Below are 17,607 nucleotides of genomic sequence, written 5' to 3' on the forward strand. Positions count from 1 at the left end.
GACGGGACTTCCCTGCCCTACGTCCTCTATGACCGGCTGTCCGAGATCGACCAGGGCGCGGTGGTGGAAAACAAGCGGCTGGGGCATGTGCTGGAGATCGCCCAGCGCGTGCAGGCCCAGCGCGACAATCGTCGCATCCTAGGGACACCGTCGCGCACGCTGACCGGTCAAAAACCGCGGCAACGGCCCGAACAGGCGACACCAGGTACGAAACCACAACGGCAACTGAATGCGGAAGACTTGCGTCGCGCCATCGATGAACTGGCGCAACCGCCCCACCCTGTAGATACCTTACCGCCTCAGGCCAGCTCGACTGCCTTACGGAAACAGCCAAGAAAAAGACGCAAAAGAATCAAAACCATCCTGCATTAAACCGGACATTCTGATCTAGCCAGCGGGAGGACATCTGAATCTAGCCTGGACACGTAATGTAAAGGCCAAATCAGAATGTCCGCTTCCAGCCACATCAGACAGCACGGCTTGCCGCCTGTTCCAGACTAGCCCGCGCGATTACACGGTGGAACGGTGTGATTACCGCGAGGTACGTCCGTCCCAGCAAGTTATGGCAATGCACTACGGTCACCAGGACGAGTTCCCTGCCGCCTGCCGCACCCGCGCGCAGCTGGATCGCGAGCCGGAAGTCGAGATGCCGATCGTCCTCGCCCATCACCAGTTCCCCCGCACTCTTCGACCGCAGTGGAAAGAAACCGATCACCGGCCCTCGCGCCGCCGCAGCAATACCGACCGCACGAGACGATTTGACGCCGACTGTCGCCATAATCGTGTCCCGTACCCGCGTCAGCGCACGAATCCACCACGCCTGCCGCTCGAATCCAGCGCGCGCCAACACTTCGAGATCGTCGCTGGCCCCCGCCGGCAACTGAACCGCATACGCATCCAGCAGGTCCGCGCTCCTATAAAGCGGCGCCAGGATGCTGTCGGATGGCATGGGTATCGCATGAGCTCTATGGGCATTGATCATCAACCAATCTCTCCATGGCTTGGGTTTAGCGCGAGCCTGCGCTAGACATTGTTTCTCTGTGCCATCAGCACACCGCGAGCCATTCGCCCCGGGAACGATGGATGGATCTGCCACGCAGTTGTTATCGCTAGGACGCCGCGATCTACTTTGAAGAACCGAACCTGCTCGGTGCCAATCCAGGCTGGATGCCAAGCCGTGTCGACCTTGACGATGAGTTTGTCCTCATCCTCGACACGACACAACACAAACCAGAATAAGCAATCATTGTCTCGAAAAGGGCCGCCGGATCGCTATTCAGGCGCTCTCTGGATGTGAGTATCGACATCATCCTATCGCGTTCGATGACTATATGGCCGAGTGGTTCGACACCGTATGTGTCCGCGCGCTCGCCTGTATCCTCGAACTCGACCTGAAAAGATAAAATCTTCCACCACCCGGACAACGGGTGGGCTTCGATGTCGGACATAGCCATCTCATCTCTCCTTGGTTTCGCCAACCTGCAAGTCAGACACGGGCGATTGGCTTCACGCCATCAGGCGCAATTCACTTTTGGGGGAAATGTGCCGATACAAGGTCTGCCGTGGGCCATCTGGCCAAAGCCTTGCCGGATACTGAGCCCGATCAGTGCGCCGTAAAGTTCCTGCTGTCCAGCCGGCAGCACCGGCAACAGTGTGGCGCGTCGTTTCTCGATATCGAACAGGGATTCCACCAGCCACCCCACCAGATAGAGCGCAGCAAGGCAGCCTCCAGCCGTCGCGACGCTTCCTTGGCATACCAGGGGCTGGTCCACTAACTCCAGCCCTAGAGCTTGAAAGCCTTCGCGCGCATCCGGATGAGTTGTCGCACGACCACCAGGAAGCAGTCCAAGTCGTTCAAGGATGAAGGCACCTGCACAGATGGAGCCAATGAACTGTCGTGTGGGATCGAGTTGGAAGGATGATAGGAAATCCGGATGAGCAAGCGCTGCAGGTATGCCCTGCTTGCCGCTGGCAAACAACACTGCATCGGCGTGATTGGCCTCAGAGAGAGAGCCATGTGCCGAAACCGACAGTCCGTTCGCCGATCGCACGATAGAACTAGACGCCAGGATGCGCACGTTCCAGTCCTTGGTGTTGCGGCCCAAGATGTCCCACATTAGGAAGAGGTCGATATCGGTGAATTGGTCGAACGTGACCAGTGCGATTTCTTTCAAGGTGAACTCCCGGAGAAACGCTGCTGTGCAAAATGCAGCGGCGATCTATGCTAATGTTCGCAGCGTATCAATCCAGATCGCACCATACACAGCCTGTATGGCGCAGACATATGAGCAAACTGACTCGCAACCACTGGGTCTCGGCTGGCCTTGAGTCCCTAGACCAAGAAGGACACGCCGGCGTCTCGGCCGAAATCCTAGCTCGCCGGTTGAACGTAACCCGTGGTTCGTTCTATCACCACTTTCGCAATCGCGAAGACTTCGTGCGTACGTTGCTGGCCAAGTGGGAAGAGGACTACACGGAGCGGATGCTTGCCTATGCAGCGCAGGGACGCACCGCCAGCGAAACCTTGATGCGCTATTTGAGCATTGCCGCCGAGAAACAGCCGGGCCGGGAAGTTGCCATCCGAGCGTGGGCGCTGCACGATCCGTTGGTGGCCGAGTTTCAGCAACGAGTCGACGCAACTCGACTGGCTTTCGCGGTCAGAACGTGCCGTCGATGGGTTCGCTCGCCTAGCCATGCAGAAATAATCGGCCAGGCGGCTCACTTGTGCTTAATCGGTGGTCAGCAGGCAGGACTGCGACGTGACGCCAGTCGCTTCAATAGGCTCTTGCAGGATGCGTTTACCCTCTTCAAAGACACACTTCCACCGCGCGCCTGAGACCACGTTGCCGGCCTAACGGCAAGTCCATCCAACGTCGTCAGTCATTGTGATTGACATACAGGTCAGTTGGGGGCTAGGCGGCGCACGATTCTGGATATCTCGTCGCATGTGAGGGGTCTTTGGTCCGCTGCGTTGTGAATACCTATCCCCTCGATAAGGCGTCAAGCGCTCAAGGAGTGTCTGAAGGGTTGATGAACCGCCCCGGCCGAAATGGCGCTGCGCTTCCCTATACCACCTACCATGGCCATTAAACGGTACAACTGACTGAGCCGTTGTCTCCGGAAATTCCACATGCGACCAGCATGAATGCCAAGTCTTCTGGAAAGACCGTTTCACGCGTAGCAGCTAACTCACGGAGCGTCCACCAGTGGCTATCAGCCATTACCTCATTTTCCAGCGAGGTCCAATGCTCCTTCGAGAGGATATCGCTTGATACCCTGACGAGGAAATAGCGCTCCTCCGCCCAAACATTCTCACCGTCGGGAAGCTGCATCTGAAAAGATCGCTCCGCTACATGCTTGCCGACATCGCTTCTCTCAATGCCTGTCTCTTCAAAAAGCTCGCGGGATGCTGCCTCCTCGAAGCTCTCGCCCTCGTCCACTCCGCCACCCGGAGTCGCCCAATAGGCTTTCCCTGCAAGTGCTCCACGCCTATGTGCAAAGCGGAAAAGCAGTGTCCGGTGAAGGTGGTCCACTACCAATAGTCGGGATGAAGGCCGTAGTCGCACGGGATGTTCTCGTTATTTCCACAGCGGACATTCTAGCTTTGCCAGAGACCGGACATCTGAACTTAGCCTAGGCAAAAAATTGTAGAGGCCAAATAGTAATGTCGTACCCGTAGGCTAACGCGAGCATGCTGGCGCTCTATCCGCTTGGATTGGAGGGCCGGCCATGCCGAAGCCCGAGATGGTCACCATGTCGATGCGTGAACTGGACTCGGTTCACGGTGAGGAGTCTCGCGGCTGGAGACGCCATGCTGTGTTTAGTTTGGCACGGTCTTTAAGCGGTACAGGCTGTCGAAGCCGGCGCCGTCCACTGGTGTGCCGTCCGCGCAGCCGGGCATTGGCAAGCCCTGCGCCCATCCTGCCGCCAAAGCCTGCACGTCACGCAAGGGATCGGCCGCCTTGGCGCGCTGGTTGCGGATGCGGCAGGTTTCAGGATCGGTGGCGAACAGCCCGCGCGCGAAGACCCGGCCCTGCTCGGTCAACCTCGCGGTCTTCGGCCCGCGGATCTCCGCGAAGCGCAGGAAGGCTTCATCCAGGCCGCCGTCCGCCCCGTCCAGGCACCGGGCCAGATGCCAGGCGTCTTCCAGCGCCTGGCAAGCGCCCTGCCCCGACGTCGGCAACGGCGCGTGCGCCGCATCACCCACCAGCAGCACATTAGCCCGGCTCCATGTGCGCAGCGGCTCCAGGTCATGCACGGCAATCAGCCGGATGGCGTGCGCCGGCGTCGCCCGGATGATGCGGGCGACAGGCTCCCCCCATCCCGCGAACAGATCCTCGACCTCTTTGCGCATATCCGCTGCGGACTCCGCCCCAGGCAATGGCCGCGCCTGTGCCGCCGCCCAGTAGACCAGCCCCGGCCTGACCGCCACGCAACCAAAGCGCTCGCCCGAGCCCCAATAATCCTGAATCGCGATATCGTCCACCAGCGCGCCCCGCCCCTGCGCCACGCCTATCCAGTTCACGAAGCCCTGGTAAACCGGCGTGTTGTCCCCTGCGACGAACCCGCGCGCCACCGAATCCATACGGCCGTCGGCGCCGATAAGCAGGTCCGGACGGATGCTCACCCCGTTCTCGAACCGCGCCACGGCCTTGCCGCTGGCATCCAGGTCGATCGCCACCGCCCGATGCCCGTATTCCACCTGGATCCCGGCCTGCGCCGCATGGTCCAGCAGCACCGCCTGCAGGTCCCGGCGCAGAATCGTATGGGTCGGATATCCCATCATCTGGTCCAGCAGCGCAATATCGATGCCCCCTAGTGTATTGCCCGCAGCATCCTGGCGGCGCATTGCCACCGGCCGTCCGCCCGCTGCCGCGATGTCTTGCAGCAGCCCCAGTTCCTCCAGCACAAAGCCGGCATTGGGCCAGAGCGTCACGCCAGCCCCCATGGTCGCCGGCCCTGCCCGGCGCTCATATACCCGGGGACTGTACCCCCGCTTACGCAAGGCAAGCGCCACGCCCAGGCCCGCAATGCCGCCGCCAAGTATTCCGATTTCCACGCTGAAGCTCTCCTGTCCAAGCCGCCCCGACGCGCCGCCGGCGGCGGTCCATCGGACGAGACGGCATCTTATATTCCGCCAATGCAGAGAACTAGTATGTAAAAATGGGCTGCTTTCATACCTTAAACGGGATAATCATGCGCGATGCACTCGACCTGAATACCATCCGCGTCTACACGGCGGTCGTCGACGAACAGAGCTTCGCCGGCGCGGCGCGCCTGCTGGCCCTGCCCTCATCCAACGTCAGCCGCCACGTCGCCTCGCTGGAACGCAGGCTGGGCGTCCGCTTGCTGGAACGCAGCACCCGCCACCTGCGCATGACGGAAGCCGGCAGGCTACTCTACGAACGCGCGAAACCCCTGCTCGACGCCTTGCTCTCCACCGAAGAAGAACTCGGCGCGGTGCAGCGCGAGCTGCGCGGCCCCCTGAGAATGTGCATGCCAGGCGAAGCGCCAAGACTGCTAGCCCCCATCCTGGCCGAATTCTGCAGCCTCCATCCCGGCGTGGAACTGGAATGCGACACGCGCCTGACCGGCCTGGAAGCGCTCCGAGAAGACGTGGACCTCTCCATCATCTTCCATCGCGGCCGCCAGGACGACAGCACCCTCATCACCCGCGAACTCGCCACGCTGCCCAGCATCGTGGTCGCGGCGCCCGCCCTGCTAGCCAAGACCGGAATGCCGCGCCAGGCGCGGGCACTCAAGTCCCTGCCCTGCATCACCACCCTGAGCGCGCTGAAGGGCCAGCCCTGGCAGTTTCAGGACGCCACGGGCGAAATCATCAAGGTGCCGGTCCGCAGCCGCTACCGCGTCAACAGCGGAGAACTGGCGTTGGCGGGCGCGCGGCAAGGCATCGGCTTCGCGATAGTGGCGGCCTATCCATGCCAGGAAGATCTGGCTGCGGGCCGGTTGCGGGAAGTGCCGCTGGATCTGTCCCCCGCGCCACTGCAATTGCTGGGCGCGTACAGCCACCGACATTCCGTGACTGCGCGGGTTCGGGCGTTGCTGGATTTGATACAGGTGCGGCTGGATGGAGTGGGGAGCGGTTCGAGATAAAGGTCGAATCCTAGCGCGGTGACCGGGAAGCTGATCGTGATCGGTGCCGTCAACGTGGGCGGGGCACTGCAGTACCAGAAGGGAGGCACGCCGATCCGGCTGCTCGGCCAGATGGGCGCGAGCCACTCCGTGCTTGCACCTCAGGTACCCGCCTTCAAGGAACAGGGCTTCGACATGGAGCTGGCCTCACTGCGCGGCGCGGCTGCGCCAAAGGGCCTGCCCGAAAGCGTGCGCACGCAGCTGGTAGACGCCATCGCGCGAATAGCCTCCGATCCGCAGTTCCAGCAACAAGCCGAGGCGATGTTCGCACCGCTGCGCTACCTGCCACCCGGCCCGTACGCGGCCGAAATCGAGCGCGCCGAGGCTGGCTTCCGACAGCTGTGGAAGGATATGCCGTGGCAGGAAGACAAGTAATGAGACAGCACGCCCCTTGCAAACGCCGCACGCTGCCGAGGAGACGTCGGCCATGTCCGGCCGGCGCCACCGCCCCAAAATGGCCCCCACCATACAAGAAGAAGGGCTGGACTGACGTTTGAAAATGGCCGGCGTGCGGAGCATCTGGCCGGGCGAGGTGCCTCAGGCCGTAGAATCTCCCTTATATTCGTTTCGAGATCCCGAAGCTCGCCAAAGACATGATCAAGAAGATCTCCCTGCTCTCCGCCCTCCTATTGGCGTCAATCTCCGCGCACGCACAACCGCCCGGCAAGGACGCGGCGCCCCTCGGCCTTGAGCTTGGCAAGACCAAGTGCGCGCGGATGACGCCCGGTCCGAATCGCGTCAAGACTGGCGTGGCGCCGTGGGCCGGCGGGGATACGGTGGAGATCAAGCACCTGGACCGCTTCAATCTGCCGGGCCTGACCCGCGCGACTGTGAACTGCGACGCTCAGGACGCTGTGGCGCTCATTACCCTGACGTTCGATCGGTCCGCGCTGGATGAAGTCAGCAAGAAGCTCGACGACCGCTACGTGTCCAAGCGCAAGACCGAACCCAATGCCGAGAACGGCTACGCCGAGTGGGAGGCAGCCAACGGCAGCCTCGAGATGCTTTACGCGCGCGACAGCAAGCAGTTCACCCTGGCGTACTGGGCCAAGGGCGCCAAGGCCAGGTACTTCAGCTATAGCGGCGCCAGCGACAAGAAGCCAGCCGCGCCAACGCAGCCCTCCCCGGCACAGCCTGCACCGCTGTAATAAGACAGACACGGCCGTCACCCCGATACCAGTCTCGTTCGGCATGCCGAACACAGGATTAGCGCCCCGCCGGCGCTGATCCTGCCCGATTGCACCAGGGCCATCGTACCCCCTGGCTTGCTAACGACGCCAATGGCGCGTCTAATGATCTGAGGCAGGCGATTGCAGTCAGGAGGCGATATGCACTGCACAGGTTGCGGGTTCGAGAACCTCGCCAGGGCCAACTTTTGCGAGCAGTGCGGGGCCAGGCTCGCACTGATCTGCCCGCGTTGTGGCGAGGAGTCCAGCCCTGCCGCAAACTTCTGCCGGGCATGTGGCTCGCCCCTGAACGAGTCCCCGTCAGAATCGCTCCCGGCGCCCAGGTCTGGCGCTTCAGCCCCTGTTCATTACACGCCTCCTCATCTGGCCGAGCGCATCCTGGCGGAGCAGGCTGCTATGGAAGCCCGGGGTGGGACGGCAGGAGAACGCAAGACCATCACGGCGCTGTTCGCCGATATGGCCGGCTCGACGGCGTTGATCCAGGACCTGGATCCCGAGGAGGCGCGCCACCTGATCGACCCGGTCGTGACGCTGATGATGGAGGCCGTGCACCACTATGAGGGTTACGTAGCCAAGTTCCTGGGCGACGGCATTCTCGCGCTGTTCGGTGCCCCCATTGCCCATGAGGACCATGCCCTGCGGGCTTTGTATGCAGCGCTGCGCATGCAGGAAGCAATGCGTCGTCACAGTGACCGGGTGCGCCTGGACCAAGGCATACCGCTTCAGATCCGTGTCGGCATCCACACTGGCGAGGTGTTGGTGCGCTCGATCCGCAAGGACGACTTGCACACCGACTACGATCCTGTGGGACACACGATCCACATCGCCTCGCGCATGGAAGGTGTCGCCACGCCGGCGTCCATCCTCGTCAGCGAGTCTACCCATAGGCTCACAGAGGGGTACTTCGAATTCAAGGCACTGGGGACCACCCACGTAAAAGGCGTCCGGGATCCGCTTGCGGTATATGAGGTGCTGGGCCTCGGGGCATTGCGCACGCGCCTGCAAGTGGCGGCGCACCGCGGTCTGGCGCGCTTTGTGGGACGCCAGACCGAAATGGAGCAGTTGCACGACGCCCTGGAACTGGCCAAGGCGGGGCATGGGCAAGTCGTCGGGGTGGTAGGCGAGGCCGGGGTAGGCAAATCGCGGCTGTTCCACGAGTTCAAGGCACGATCACAGCACGGCTGCCTGGTGCTGGAGACCTTCTCGGTTTCGCACGGCAAGGCCTTCGCCTATTTGCCGCTAATCGAGCTATTGAGAAATTACTTTCAAATCACCCCGCAAGACAACGACCGAAGCTGCCGCGAGAAAGTCACCGGAAGACTGCTCACCCTGGAGCGGGCGCTGGAAGACCATTTGCCCTACTTGCTTTACCTGATTGGTTCCGTCGGGCCCGACTCGACACTGCCGACCATGGACCCTGCCATTCGGCGCCAGCGCACGTTCGAAGCGGTCGCACGCCTGCTGGTCCGCGAAAGCCTCAACCAGCCTCTTCAACTCCTTTTCGAAGACCTGCAATGGCTGGACAGCGAAACCGAGGCCTTCCTCAATGTCCTCCTGGACCATGTGCCGGGTGCCAGGATTCTCCTGCTTGTCAACTACCGTCCGGAGTACTCCCATGATTGGGGCCCCAAGGGCTATTACGTCCAACTGCATCTGGAGCCGCTTGGCCCGGCCGAAGCCCAGGGCCTGCTCACTGCGCTGCTGGGCGACGATCGCACACTCGCGCCTCTGAAACGGCTGATCCTGGACAAGACCGAAGGCAATCCATTCTTCATGGAGGAAGTGGTCCAGACCCTGGTTGAGGAGAAAGCCCTGGTTGGCCAGCCTGGGTGTTACCGCATTGAGAAGGCCCCTACCTCACTGCACATTCCCACCACCGTCCAGGGCGTGCTTGCTGCCCGCATCGATCGGCTCCCCCTCGTCCAGAAGGAGTTGTTGCAAAGCCTGGCCGTGATCGGCAAGGAGTTTCCTTTGAGTCTCATCCAGCACGTTACTGCGCTGGATGACGACAAGCTGCGCCCGCTTCTGGCCGACCTGCAGGCGGGGGATTTCATTTACGGGCGGCCCGCATTCCCGGAGGTCGAGTACGCGTTCAAGCACGCCCTCACTCAGGAAGTTGCCGGCAATTCACTGCTCACCGAGCAGCGCAGCGCGCTGCACGAGCGCACCGCCCAGGCCATTGAAGCGCTGTTCCAGAGTCGGTTGATGGACTACTGCGGCGAACTCGCTCACCACTACAGCCATAGCGGCAACATCCCGAAGGCAGTCGACTACCTGCTCTGTGCCGGCCAGCAGGCCCTCCAGCGTTCTGCCCAGATCGAAGCGATCCGTCACCTCGGCACAGCCGTTGAACTGATCAAGCGACTGCCCGACACGCCTGAGCGCACGCGCCAGGAGCTCACGTTGCTACTAACGCTCGGGCCGGCCCTGATCGCCACCCGGGGTCAAGCCGCCCCGGAAGTGGAGGCAACCTACAGGCGCGCGCTGGCATTGTGCGAACAGGGTGGGCAAACGCCTTCTTTCTTCTCGGCGCAGCTGGGACTGTGGGCGTTCTATCAATTGCGGGCGCAGTACAAGGTTGCGCTGCCGCTTGGCGAGCGGCTGTTTGGCATGGCTCTGGATACGCACAAGCCGGAGCAGCTCGCGGAGGCGCATCGTGTACTCGGGGCCACCACGTTCCGCCTGGGCCAGCTCGATGCGGCCCGCGCCCATATGGAAGAGGTGCTGGCACTGCAACGCCCGGACCCATCAACATATGACTTTCTTATGGGCTACGGGCGAGACCCGGCCGTACATGCCATGAGCACGCTGGGTTGGATCCTGTGGTATCTGGGCATGCCGGATCTGGCTCGCACGCGCTGCCAGGAGGCGTTGGTTCTTGCCAGGAAGCGCCCTGACGCCTTTAACCTTGCGCTTTGCCTCGTGTTCGCAGCCGAAGTGCATCAATGTCGACGTGAGGTGCAATTGACCCGCGAGTATGCAGAAGCCGCGATCGCGGTCTCGGGGGAGCAGGGATTTCCCATCTATCTGGCATGGGGAACCATCCTGCAAGGCTGGGCGCTGGCTGAACAAGGTCATCATGAGGAGGGGATTGCCCAGATACGCCAGGGCCTCGCTGCTTACGAAGCAACTGGCGCGGCACTGGGCAGACCGAACCTTCTGGCCCTGCTCGCGGAAGCCCGTGGGAAAGCTGGGGAATTCCACAGCGGACTCGACGTGCTGAGCGAGGCGCTGGCCTTGGCGGAAGAGACAGGAGAGCGGCTTGATGAAGCGACGCTGCATCGGCTCAAAGGGGAGCTGATACTGCAGCAGCCGAGCGTGGGATCCAGCGCGTTCACTCGCCACGAAGAAGCCGAGGCTTGTTTTCACAAGGCCATCGCCGTCGCCCGCCATCAGAATGCCCGGTCGCTGGAGCTGCAGGCCGCGCTGAGCCTGGCCCAGCTATGGCGACGGCAGGGAAAGACGGACGCCGCGCGCCAGACCCTGACCGCGATCCATGGCGCCTTCAGTGAGGGCTTTGACGTCGCTGACTGGCAACAAGCCAAGGCACTACTGGATGCTCCGTAGAACGGCCTTTCCTGTGCAACCTGCTGGCTCGCCCCCGGATTTACCACACCGATCTGCTCGAGGCTCCGGTCCAATCATCGCTCTCAAAGGAATTCCTTTCTGATGTCAATGCTCGATCGCTGGCCAACATTCTCGTAGTTTTCCTTGATCCATATCTCTGCCTCTGCCCTCCCCTTGTCACGCAAGTCGCAAAGGAAGTCCCAGTCGGCGTTGTATTTGCTGGACACGTCGAGGGCGCTCATCTTCTCGTCAGACCTGATTGAGTGGATCAGCATTTCCTTCATCTCGCCCCGCCCGACCTTGCCTTGCTGGATAAGCGAAGTCACGAAGGCAATCGCGCGCATCTCTCGCATTAGCGACGAGTTGAAGCTCACTTCATTGACGCGATTGAGGATATCGGCGGCAGTGGTCGGCACGCCACGGCGCACGATCGGATTGATATGGACAATCACGACGTCCCGCGTACTGCACTGATAAATCAGCGGGAAAATTGCCGGGTTGCCGGCATAGCCGCCATCCCAATAGTGCTCCCCGTCGATAGACACAGCCTGAAACAGGGTTGGCAGACAGGCCGAAGCCAGCACGGCTTCAACGCAAATGTCCTCGTGTGAAAAGATGCGTATTCTGCTGGTCTCGACATTGGTCGCGCACAGATAGAGCTGTATCGGACAATGCTTGCGTAACGCCGCAAAATCGACCTGCTTCTCCAGCACATCCCGGAGCGGATTCATGTTGTTGGGATTGAACTGGTACGGCGACAGGATACGAAGAACGATGTCCGCCATCGCATACAAGGGCGAGTGGTTCAGCCCAAAGCTATGCGTCCCCTTCAGCCACGGCATCCAACGGAACGGGCTATACCTCTCTGCCGATTGCGCGATTGCGAGCCAGAATTCGTGCAGCGCCTGACGCGCCCGGTTGTGCCGATTGTGCAGGTCATGCCCGCCTTGCAGCAAACCGTAGGCGAGCACGACGGCATTCATCGCCCCCGCACTGGTTGCGCTGACGCCTTCGATGGCGAATCTCCCATCCTCCAGTAACCGGTCGAGGACTCCCCACGTGAACGCACCGTGCATCCCGCCGCCCTGCAAAGCGAGTGCAATCGGCTTTTGTTCGCCGTTACCCGTTTGCTTACGGTTCTTCCCAGCCATCCCAATGCTCCTTAGTGGCGCGGACGGGAGCGTGCCCGCCGGGTATCGGCTTCCGCGGGCGTAGCGTGAAGTATCGTAATCAACGCTTCCTCAAGCGTTCGATCGGCGGCTACCAACGCTGATGGCTGCCCACCGAACAAGGCTCCCAGCAGGACGTCGAATAACGGGATCCGCTGTCCTGAAGTGTAGTAAAGATGTGACGCTTGAGTGGTCAGGTGGCAGTTGGCGCTCAGGACCGCAGTCGCCAAGACATGCAACCCGAGAGCGGCCTCGGCTGCAATCGTCGGATTGGCCGTTTCTCATAGCACCCAAGGATAGGCCTCGACATCGCGCAGGGTGAGCCACCGCCTGGCTGACGGCGGATTGCGAAATGCCAGGCATCGCCCCCCAGGCTTGGCATGTGGTGGGCCTCGGCCAGCATGGTGGCGACTTCGAGCCGGCGCCCGCTATATAGCGACCCCGAAGTCAGCCCGGAAGGTCGCTCCGGACCGTGTAAGCAGTCTCGTTGCGCATCCATTGGCGGAACGCAAGGATGCGGGGGTCCTGGCTGCTGCGCTCCGGAAAGACGAGATGATAGGCGAACTCTGGCGCTATGCTGACGCCGATATCGAATAGCCGCACCAGGCGGCCTTGGGACAGGTCATTGGCAATCATGGGTAGCTCGACGAGGCCGATGGCAGCGCCGTCGATCACGGCCTGCACGACATGGCTCGAATCGGAGAAGGCTACGCATCGGCTGTCGTCGAAATCGTCGACGCCGGCCGCGGCCATCCACATGCGCCAGTCGGGCCAGGCCATGCCGTCGACCGGGCAGTCGACGTAGCACAGCGTGTGGCCGAACAGGTCTTGCGGCGTTTGCAGCCTGGAACCGGCTTCGAGCAGCCTCGGGCTGCAGATCGGGACGACGACCGTGTCGAACAGACGGACCGAGCACGCGTCTTCGTAGTTCCCGGCGCCAAAGCGGATCGCGATATCGATATCGTCCGCGTCGAAGTCCCGTACCTGATCGGAAATATCGAACGTCAGGTCCAGCGTCGGGTTCGCCGCCCTGAACCGCGCAAGCCTGGGCAGAAGCCAGTTCGTGGCGAACATCGCGCCTAGCGATACGCGCAGATGTGCCGGCCCCCGAGCCATTCTCCGGGCCCGGCTGGTGGCCCGCTGCAGGGTGTCGAGCGCGTCGGCTGCCGCCTCGAACAAAACGGCGCCGGCCGGCGTCAGCTGGATACTGCGGCTGGTGCGCGCGAATAGCGTGACGCCCAACTGGTCTTCGATCTCCTTGATCTGGTAACTGACCGCCGCCGGGGTCAAGCCCACCTCCTCGGCCGCACGCGTGAAGTTCAAGTGCCGCCCGGCCGCCTCGAAGGTCCTCAGTGCTCGTGTTCCCGGCAGCATTCGCTTCATCGATCTTCAAGCCATACTTAATGATCCGCCAAGAAATACTCGTTTCTCAAAGCGCGGTCAATAGCAGATAGTTGTGAAAAACCATGCTCAAGCGTGCGGGACGCGATCTCGCCAAGCCCGCTCCACGCAACTACCGGAGTAAAAATTGCCCATGTCAGCTAGCCAGTCTTCCCCTGTCGTTCAACGCAATGGCCTGCCGGCCACCATCGAAGCGTTGGCACCCCTCGCCTTCGCGGGCTATGCGCACTTCACCGCGATGCAGGTCCGTGGAGGCCGGGTCCGCGGGCTGGATCTCCATCTCGAGCGGCTCAGGGTTGCCTCGATAGCGCTGTTCGGTCGTGCATTGCCCGACGATCAGTTGCGTTCCCATCTGCGCGCGGCGCTGGCGTGCGCGCCAGCGGACGTCTCGCTGGTGGCCACCGTGTACTCGCCGGCGGGTGAGTTCACCGCCGCCGGAGCGGATGCCGAACCTGAAGTACTGGTCCGTACCGGGCCGCCTTCGTCCGGACCTAGAGGCCCGCTGGCACTGGCGGCTGTTGCCCACGAACGGTTCCTCCCGGCCCTGAAGCACGTTGGCGAAGTGTCCAAGACGTATTTCCTCCGTCAGGCGGCTGGGCAAGGCTTCGACGATGCCGCTTTCGTTGACGCTCAGGGGCGTCTCAGCGAGGGGACGATCTGGAATCTGGTCTTTTGGGACGGCGAAGTGGTAGTGTGGCCCGAGGCCGCAATGCTTGCAGGCACGACCATGGATATCGTCCGCCGGCAACTGGATCGCCTCGGCATCCGTCAGCGCGTCCAGCCGCTGACGCTCGCCAGCCTGCCAGGCCTGGCCGGAGCGGCGGTGATGAACTCATGGACGCCGGGAGTGGCGGTAAGTCGGATCGGTTCCGTGCCGATGCCCGAGGCGCCGGTCTTCCTGGCACTGCTTCACCGGGCCTATCAGATGGAAGAACCTGTCTCGCCATGAGGCAGGAATCGTGTCGCGGCATGATGAGGCAGACGGTGACTGTCCGCCTTGGCCGATGACCTTCGTGAGCCGGCAACGGTCGAGAAGCCTACAGCTCCCGCTCGCGGGGAGCACTGTGCGCTCCCAGGCGCCGGTCGGTGGCGCTATTTCGTTGGCTGGAAGCCTTGCCAGCGCTTACCGCTCCAAATTCGCGCTCCAATTGCCGGGCCCCACGCGTGAGAACCTGCCTTGGCAGAAAGCGAACGTTATAGCGACGGCGGAGGATTGCTGCTGTCCAGCATTCAACAAGAGTCGGCATTGCGGGAGATCCTGATGTGCAGACAAATTCTATCGTTTCCGGCGCAGGTAACTTGTGGGAGAAGAGCCGGGGAAATGGCCTTATTCCTGCAATCAGGGCTTAAGGCGGCCAGCGTTCGGGCATTGGGCAGGTGTCAAGTCGATGCGGGTGACTGCGCACAATTGCCGAACGCCCGGCAGGCGTCCCTGATGTGGTCCAACGCCGCTCTATAACCACCCATCCTTGCCATGCGCCAGCAGGCCTGTAGAATGAGCGCCCCGGCTGGGCGCATGGTGACGGGGCGCTCGGGCCGATGCTCTACCGGGCCCGCAACGGTGGCGGGCGGCAAGACCATGACCTACAAGCTGATCGCTTTTGACTTTGACGGCACGCTGGCCGATTCCATGGCCTGCTTTCTCCAGGCCCTTGAAGTGTCGGCAAGGCACCACGGGTTCCGCTCGCTCGATGGCGAACTTCTGACGCAGGCACGCGGCCAATCCGCGCGGGACATCATGCGCCTGCTTGGCGTGCCGCTCTGGAAAGTGCCTGCCCTCACCATCGAGATGCGGCGGCTCATGCGGGAGCGCATCGCGCAGATCAGGCTCTTCCCTGGCGTGGAAGGAACCCTTGACGCATTGTCCGAGCGCGGGGTGAAACTGGCCATTGCCACATCCAACGCCGAAGACCTCGTGCGCACCGTTCTCGGCCTCGCAGCGAGTCAGAGGATTGCCCATTTCAGTTGCGGCATTTCCATGTTCGGCAAGACCAGAAAGCTGCAAGCGCTACTCTCGTCGGCGGGCGTGCGGCCGAATGAAGCGCTGTACGTGGGCGATGAGATCCGCGACGCCGAGGCCGCAAGGGCGGCTGGCATGGCGTTCAGAGGCGTTGCCTGGGGGTACACGGCGCCGGAAGCGTTGCAGTTGCAATGCGGTGAGAAGCTGCTGGCTTGTCCGGCGGATCTGCTTGTCCTGTAGAAGAGCTTGCGCCGTTCCGGCAATGCCCCCGGCAGGAAGGGCCCAGCCTCACGTTGATAGAAGCACTGGGTGTCTGACGAAGAGCACGCCTCTGCTCAATCCAGAATAGCCACCAGGAGGTTCAGAGAACTTTCTTCATCGAGGGAGCAGGATGGAGCGCATAGCTCTCGCGCTCATAGAAAGGAGTTGCTTCCGGCCGCGCGTCAAGAAACACCGCAGTCATGTCGCGCGCACGCGCGTCGGCTTCCGCATATGCCATCAGGGCGTGACCAGCACCACTTCCACGCGCTTGCGCATCGACCACCAGGTCATCGACGTGCAGGTGTGCGCCGCGTGCCAACGTATGGACGGGCCTCATCCCCAATACGCCGACAAGCTTGTTGTCGTGAAAGGCTCCGACAAGCTCGTAGCCCGAGTACGATTGCCGGCGGACTCGCCGCAGGAACTCGGCTTCATCCAGCGAGCGTAATTGAGAAATGATAGGAAAAGCTTGCTCCCATTCCGTTGGGGAAAGCCTTCGGATATCCAGGCTGGTACGGCGACCTGCAGTCATAGCTTCATTCCGTTGTTGTTGCGAAAGCCCCTGTTCTTGCACGGACTTTGGCGATTAAATCTTGCGGGCTGCGCGGAGCACTTGGATAGCACGCTGCAGGAGCAGCTGGTAAAGGAAATATTAGCCCAGTCCGCAGCGCCAGACCGGCAGCACGTACTGTAGATCGGACGATGTCGTTGTATCCGCGGAGTCGTCAGCGTACTTGTCGTTGCTCCAATCCTCCTCAACGATATGCCCGGTAATGTCCAGCAGATTCTCGACGGTTCGGATCTTGCATCCGAAAGGCAATCGTCCGTGCGACCTGGAAACCAGGCTGAGCCGGAGTGCGCGTATCTGGGCGTCGTGCCAGCAGTAGAAGATCATGCCCTGCAGCGCAGGTTGCGTCATCCACTGCCGCCGCGCTTCCAGGATGGCAAGCACAAAGGACTGCAGGTCCTCGCCGCTGATATGGCAAGACTCGTCTTCATTTGGCGAAAAGGTCCAGAGATTCGAGCGTGCCTCGGCGTTGATATCGTCCGGATTCTTGAGAATGGCATCGCCGCGGGCAAGCTCCAGCCAGCGTGACAGTGCGGATGTGTCGAACACGTCGGATCTTTTGGGAAGTGCCAAACAACGTTGATGGAGAGCAAATTGTATGCGTGAAATCAGCGCGTAGCGAAGCCGGTATCGGTGACCGGACGGTCGGAGTGGCGGGCGCGCTGCCGATATCGGGCAGCGTCGATCCGGCATTCCGTCTGGTCAGGCGCTTAGGCGATGTCCGCCAGGCACATCTGAGCAAACGACTTGCAGTCCTCGCTAACCGAAGGATGCAGCAGCACAGCCTTTAGCGCCCGTGCAAATTGGGCAGGCGTTGTGCCACCTTGCTTCTCACGCTCCTCCTCTTCCATCCGCATCGTCCGATCCAGCCAGCTGACCACTTGCGAGCTTGGCTGGCGCTGCAGCGAATCGAGCAATTGCGGCGTATAGGCACCCACGGGCTGCCCCTCGATAAACGTGCCGAAGGGGCCAGGGCCGCCGTAGTCCAACTCGGGGTACTTCTCGATCAAGGCCAGGATGCACGCCAGCACCTGCTGGTAGTCGTGCGTTTCGAGCTTGTCAAGGTATCCATACACGCAATCGATCACGATCCATTTGTCGCCCTTGGCAGTGGCGTCTGTTGCGGCCATATCGATCGCGGCGAAAATGGCATCGAGTGTGTTGTTCATGAATGCGTCCCGTAAGCGCAGTAAGGATCAAAGAGAGGGTATGGAGAATTTGTCGACTTTGTCGACCACCGCCCAAGGCGTCAGTCTATCCTGTCAGACGCGGGCGGGAACTCAAGACCATTGCCGCATTTCCGGCGCCGCAAAAGCAAAACCCCCCAGTACTTTCGTACTG

16 protein-coding genes and 2 pseudogenes are annotated in these 17,607 nt (G+C 61.7%); 8 read left to right on the forward strand and 10 right to left on the reverse strand.

Annotated features, from left to right (window positions below):
* A pseudogene (locus P3W85_RS22590) lies at positions 1-372 on the forward strand (ISNCY family transposase); the annotation flags it as partial.
* 94 nt (positions 373-466) lie between these two features.
* Here the strand turns inward: P3W85_RS22590 and P3W85_RS22595 are convergent.
* The 3 genes from P3W85_RS22595 to P3W85_RS22600 form a co-directional block, all read right to left on the reverse strand.
* On the reverse strand, positions 467-949 hold the full coding sequence (locus P3W85_RS22595; RefSeq protein WP_276266425.1) for a DUF2867 domain-containing protein: 483 nt from the start codon (positions 947-949) through the stop codon (positions 467-469).
* A gap of 74 nt (positions 950-1,023) precedes the next feature.
* Positions 1,024-1,227, reverse strand: a complete 204-nt coding sequence (locus P3W85_RS45585) for a lipocalin-like domain-containing protein (protein WP_430869596.1) — start codon at positions 1,225-1,227, stop codon at positions 1,024-1,026.
* A gap of 287 nt (positions 1,228-1,514) precedes the next feature.
* Complete coding sequence (locus tag P3W85_RS22600; RefSeq protein WP_017225577.1) at positions 1,515-2,174, reverse strand: DJ-1/PfpI family protein; 660 nt, start codon at positions 2,172-2,174, stop codon at positions 1,515-1,517.
* A gap of 110 nt (positions 2,175-2,284) precedes the next feature.
* Here P3W85_RS22600 and P3W85_RS22605 point away from each other — a divergent pair, with 110 nt between their 5' ends.
* Positions 2,285-2,836, forward strand: a complete 552-nt coding sequence (locus tag P3W85_RS22605) for a TetR/AcrR family transcriptional regulator (RefSeq protein WP_017225576.1) — start codon at positions 2,285-2,287, stop codon at positions 2,834-2,836.
* A gap of 250 nt (positions 2,837-3,086) precedes the next feature.
* Here the strand turns inward: P3W85_RS22605 and P3W85_RS22610 are convergent, their stop codons facing one another.
* Together P3W85_RS22610 and P3W85_RS22615 are read right to left on the reverse strand one after the other, a co-directional pair.
* Complete coding sequence (locus P3W85_RS22610; RefSeq protein ID WP_430869597.1) at positions 3,087-3,566, reverse strand: NUDIX hydrolase; 480 nt, start codon at positions 3,564-3,566, stop codon at positions 3,087-3,089.
* Between the two features lie 254 nt (positions 3,567-3,820).
* Complete coding sequence (locus tag P3W85_RS22615; protein ID WP_035808741.1) at positions 3,821-5,059, reverse strand: FAD-dependent monooxygenase; 1,239 nt, start codon at positions 5,057-5,059, stop codon at positions 3,821-3,823.
* Between the two features lie 137 nt (positions 5,060-5,196).
* Here P3W85_RS22615 and P3W85_RS22620 point away from each other — a divergent pair, with 137 nt between their 5' ends.
* The 4 genes and pseudogenes from P3W85_RS22620 (at position 5,197) to P3W85_RS22635 (ending at position 10,907) form a co-directional block, all read left to right on the forward strand.
* Complete coding sequence (locus tag P3W85_RS22620) at positions 5,197-6,114, forward strand: LysR family transcriptional regulator (protein ID WP_276266427.1); 918 nt, start codon at positions 5,197-5,199, stop codon at positions 6,112-6,114.
* Between the two features lie 12 nt (positions 6,115-6,126).
* Positions 6,127-6,528: pseudogene (locus tag P3W85_RS22625) on the forward strand (tripartite tricarboxylate transporter substrate binding protein); the annotation flags it as partial.
* Between the two features lie 218 nt (positions 6,529-6,746).
* Positions 6,747-7,301, forward strand: a complete 555-nt coding sequence (locus tag P3W85_RS22630; RefSeq protein WP_017225571.1) for a hypothetical protein — start codon at positions 6,747-6,749, stop codon at positions 7,299-7,301.
* Positions 7,302-7,481: 180 nt separating this feature from the next.
* Positions 7,482-10,907: an adenylate/guanylate cyclase domain-containing protein gene (locus P3W85_RS22635; protein ID WP_276266428.1), complete on the forward strand. Its 3,426-nt coding sequence runs from the start codon at positions 7,482-7,484 to the stop codon at positions 10,905-10,907.
* Positions 10,908-10,990: 83 nt separating this feature from the next.
* On the opposite strand, the gene P3W85_RS22640 is transcribed toward P3W85_RS22635, so the two are convergent.
* A complete protein-coding gene (locus P3W85_RS22640; protein ID WP_276266429.1) occupies positions 10,991-12,058 on the reverse strand; it encodes a patatin-like phospholipase family protein in 1,068 nt (355 codons plus the stop codon).
* Positions 12,059-12,523: 465 nt separating this feature from the next.
* A complete protein-coding gene (gene gcvA / locus P3W85_RS22645; RefSeq protein ID WP_035808735.1) occupies positions 12,524-13,459 on the reverse strand; it encodes a transcriptional regulator GcvA in 936 nt (311 codons plus the stop codon).
* A 151-nt stretch (positions 13,460-13,610) separates the two neighbouring features.
* On the opposite strand from gcvA, the gene P3W85_RS22650 reads away from it, so the two are divergent.
* Both P3W85_RS22650 and P3W85_RS22655 read left to right on the forward strand, forming a co-directional pair.
* Positions 13,611-14,426, forward strand: coding sequence for an aminotransferase class IV family protein (locus tag P3W85_RS22650; protein WP_276266430.1), 816 nt, complete (start codon positions 13,611-13,613; stop codon positions 14,424-14,426).
* Between the two features lie 630 nt (positions 14,427-15,056).
* Positions 15,057-15,677, forward strand: a complete 621-nt coding sequence (locus P3W85_RS22655; protein ID WP_276266431.1) for an HAD hydrolase-like protein — start codon at positions 15,057-15,059, stop codon at positions 15,675-15,677.
* A gap of 121 nt (positions 15,678-15,798) precedes the next feature.
* On the opposite strand, the gene P3W85_RS22660 is transcribed toward P3W85_RS22655, so the two are convergent.
* The 3 genes from P3W85_RS22660 to P3W85_RS22670 form a co-directional block, all read right to left on the reverse strand.
* On the reverse strand, positions 15,799-16,230 hold the full coding sequence (locus tag P3W85_RS22660) for a GNAT family N-acetyltransferase (protein WP_276266432.1): 432 nt from the start codon (positions 16,228-16,230) through the stop codon (positions 15,799-15,801).
* A 120-nt stretch (positions 16,231-16,350) separates the two neighbouring features.
* Complete coding sequence (locus P3W85_RS22665) at positions 16,351-16,815, reverse strand: hypothetical protein (RefSeq protein ID WP_276266433.1); 465 nt, start codon at positions 16,813-16,815, stop codon at positions 16,351-16,353.
* 161 nt (positions 16,816-16,976) lie between these two features.
* A complete protein-coding gene (locus P3W85_RS22670) occupies positions 16,977-17,435 on the reverse strand; it encodes a hypothetical protein (RefSeq protein ID WP_276266434.1) in 459 nt (152 codons plus the stop codon).
* Positions 17,436-17,607: the final 172 nt, after the last annotated feature.

This window comes from Cupriavidus basilensis (assembly GCF_029335485.1).
GTDB classification, from domain to species: Bacteria; Pseudomonadota; Gammaproteobacteria; order Burkholderiales; family Burkholderiaceae; genus Cupriavidus; species Cupriavidus basilensis_E.